Genomic DNA, 2,847 nt, shown 5'->3' with positions numbered 1-2,847 from the left:
TGGGTTTATTAAGTGTTGTCTTTTTTAGAGTTTTTGAGGCCTTTATTTTTCAAGGTTCCAAAAAATACCACTTGACATTACACCGCTTGTCTTTTGATTATATTAATAGATTATTGCGAAACCCCAAAAAGCTCTAAAATATTGGGGTTTCGCGTTATATTTTCAAAGGATTTCTCCCGCTTTTGTCTAATTTAATACAAGTAATTCTTATCATAAGATCGGAGGGAATCCTATGAAAACCAACTTTAAACAAATTTCTCTTTGCGACATTTATGACGATGTTAAATCCTTTTTCGAAGACGATAAACCTAAGTTTATTAAACTTTTTGATTCTTTCATCAATTTCTCTGAACTTATCCCTTCTTCTTTTTACGACCATTACTACTCTTCACCTATTTCTCGTGCTATCAGTCCTACCCTCTCCAATGCCTTAGTCGTTGATACTACCGGCTTCGAACCTTATGTCAAGGAAAATAATCCTAAATTCTTCGATTCTCTATATCGCAATGCTAAAAAGCTTTCTAAATCTTATTCCCGATTTTAATCCTCATTCCTTCGCCTATAGTAAAATGCCTAAGTCCGCTTCCTCTAACCCTGATGCTAAATTCTCTTATATCAATGGTCATTATTGCTATTCTATTAAAGCTGCTGTCATTACTAATGGCTTAGGTGTTGTCCAACATATCAGCTTTTACGATGATGATTCTCTTGACGCTCACAATGCTTCTTCCGCCGCTGAATCTAAAGATTTGTATGATTCTAAAACCTTAATACCGGTTCTTGATAGTTTTTTCAACTTAAGGCTAGAAAAACTAAGGTAAATGGTAAAACTGTCTATATCCTGGAATGTGATCATCCTTGTACATCTTCTAAATGCGGTAGAATTTTTCATACTTTCCTGGATACCGATTATAGAACCAACACTATTATCCCTCGCAATTCTAAAAAATGGTTTAAGCTCTATAAAAAGCGGACTGTCATTGAAAAAACTATCGCTAACTTGAAAGAATCTATGTCTGTAAATAATTTTAAGCTTAGAAACACTGAAACTATTAAAGCAGACATTTTACTCGCGTGTATAACACAACACATAGGGTTAATTATTACAGCTAAGCTCGGAGCTGTGGACCATCCTTTATCTTTAAAACAACTTTTAGCTTAATATATTGATTTAGCATGCCTAACATTTTTTAGCAATTGGATAGGTTTATTAAGTTTTGCCTTTTTTTAATTTACCTCTTTCTACCATATAATTTCCTCCATATTTTGTCTCTTGCAAATGCTTGATTTGTTACTGAATGCCTAATATTGGTGTTTTTTTCTTCGATATTTACTTCATTTTGCAATTACCTAATTATATTAATATTTATTATAATACATATTTCTGGAATGTCAACTAATATTTGTATTTGTCCTCGGAAGTAGGTACGGGGTAGTGTACTTGGGAAGGAAGGGGAAAGAAGTGGTGGGAGAAGGTAAGAAGCTGCCGAACGACAAAGCGAAGAGGGAGCGGATGATAAGGATAAGCGAGGTAGCGGCGTACTTTGAAGGAAGTGCGTGGACGTTTATTCCGAGTTTCGAGCTGAAAGAGAGAGAACAAAGGTTGGAAAGAGGCGGAAGGTTTTTAAGATTATTGGAAGAACGAACGGAATACATGGTGTACGACATAGGAGAGAAGCCGAGCGAAGCGAAGATAAAGCAGATAAAGGACGAGATGAGGAAGCTGTACAAGGTGGGAGTGTACAGAGCGGCGGTGTTTTACGGAAGCGGAGAAGCGAGAGAGAAGTACGGAATGGAAGGGCTGGGATTGACGGAACAGTTAGTGCTGCCGTACCCGGAAGGGATAGAGATATTGAAGAGGCACGGAGAGAGGGACGTAGTGAAGGAAGCGGCGAGAAAGGCGTTTGAAGAAGTGGGAGAGCCGGAGTGGAGCGAAGCAGACTGCACGGCGGAAGGGAAGCAGGTAGTGGTGCTGATGCTGAACGACATAGAGAAGCGAGCGAAGCTGAAGAACTACTTTGAGCTTGCGAAGTACAGGCACACGAAAATACAGGAAGTGATAATAGTGTGCCTGAAAGAGCAGGAAGAGACGTTCAGGAAGGAGTATCCGATGTGCGAGGTAAGGACGGTGGAGATATAGAAGATTGTTAAAATATTAACAGTTTATAAAAAAGGTAGAGAGAGAGAAAAGAGAAAGGCAGGAAGGTGAAAAAGATGATGTAGATGAAAGATGTATGGAGCAACCCCACTGATGAGCTATAATATCAAGGACATTGTTAAAAGTTTAACATATCGTGTATAGAATGCAAAAGAAATGAGAAATAAGTGAATGGAGGATATAAAAGAAGATATCCAAAGAAGAATGAAGAATGACATAGAAAAACATATTGTTAAAATATTAACTAAAATTGAGATATATAAAAAGGGTTTAAAAAAGTTAAGAATAAAGTAAATGAAGGAAAACGAGGATAAAGTTATTTTGAACAAATATAGAGAAAAAATGGAGAAAGAGTGATAAAATACGAGCAATATTTAGAAATAAAAAGCAAATAAAGAATAATGAGTAAATTTGAGCAAAAACGGGCATTGAAAATGTTTTCACAAAGAGTTATCATGATTTTAGAAAACTTACTAAAATCTTCAAAAGTTAATAAAATAACTGGATGGGGGGAGGTGATGTATTTTGTGTATTAGATAAAGTTGACAAAATCACAGATGTGAAATCTTCAAAAAAGAGAGGAGAAATAATAAACGGGAGTGAAAAATATTTTGTGTATTTAGATTAATTTCATGCTCTTTCTTGATAAGAATCAATTAACATTTTATTTAACCCATTTCTTAGTATAA

The 2,847-nt window shown here is 35.8% G+C and carries 4 protein-coding genes; 2 read left to right on the top strand and 2 right to left on the bottom strand.

The genetic code is table 11. The features are described 5' to 3' along the window. Nucleotides 1-154 precede the first annotated feature (154 nt). On the bottom strand, nucleotides 155-379 hold the full coding sequence (locus tag BUB87_RS14830) for a hypothetical protein (RefSeq protein ID WP_234946059.1): 225 nt from the start codon (nucleotides 377-379) through the stop codon (nucleotides 155-157). 336 nt (nucleotides 380-715) lie between these two features. Then, entirely contained in the window at nucleotides 716-856 is a 141-nt protein-coding gene (locus tag BUB87_RS14825) for a hypothetical protein (RefSeq protein ID WP_234946058.1), read from the bottom strand. Between BUB87_RS14825 and BUB87_RS14820 the strand changes: the two genes are divergently transcribed. Both BUB87_RS14820 and BUB87_RS13770 read left to right on the top strand, forming a co-directional pair. Next, nucleotides 839-1,162, top strand: a complete 324-nt coding sequence (locus BUB87_RS14820; protein ID WP_327021809.1) for a transposase — start codon at nucleotides 839-841, stop codon at nucleotides 1,160-1,162. The two genes, BUB87_RS14825 and BUB87_RS14820, sit on opposite strands and share 18 nt — an antisense overlap. Before the next feature lie 303 nt (nucleotides 1,163-1,465). Next, nucleotides 1,466-2,140 carry a hypothetical protein gene (locus tag BUB87_RS13770; RefSeq protein WP_073346647.1) on the top strand — a complete coding sequence of 225 codons (675 nt, stop codon included), beginning with the start codon at nucleotides 1,466-1,468 and terminating at the stop codon, nucleotides 2,138-2,140. Nucleotides 2,141-2,847 lie beyond the last annotated feature (707 nt).

The organism is Caldanaerobius fijiensis DSM 17918 (assembly GCF_900129075.1).
Lineage (GTDB): Bacteria > Bacillota > Thermoanaerobacteria > Thermoanaerobacterales > Caldanaerobiaceae > Caldanaerobius > Caldanaerobius fijiensis.
Note: the sequence above shows the minus strand (reverse complement) of the source record. Positions and strands in the feature narration are given on the sequence as shown.

What these genes read in the sequence shown, in the direction of transcription:
- BUB87_RS14830 (WP_234946059.1), bottom strand. Translation starts at nt 379, where the DNA reads ATGGTCGTAAAAAGAAGAAGGGATAAGTTCAGAGAAATTGATGAAAGA.
- BUB87_RS14825 (WP_234946058.1), bottom strand. Translation starts at nt 856, where the DNA reads ATGATCACATTCCAGGATATAGACAGTTTTACCATTTACCTTAGTTTT.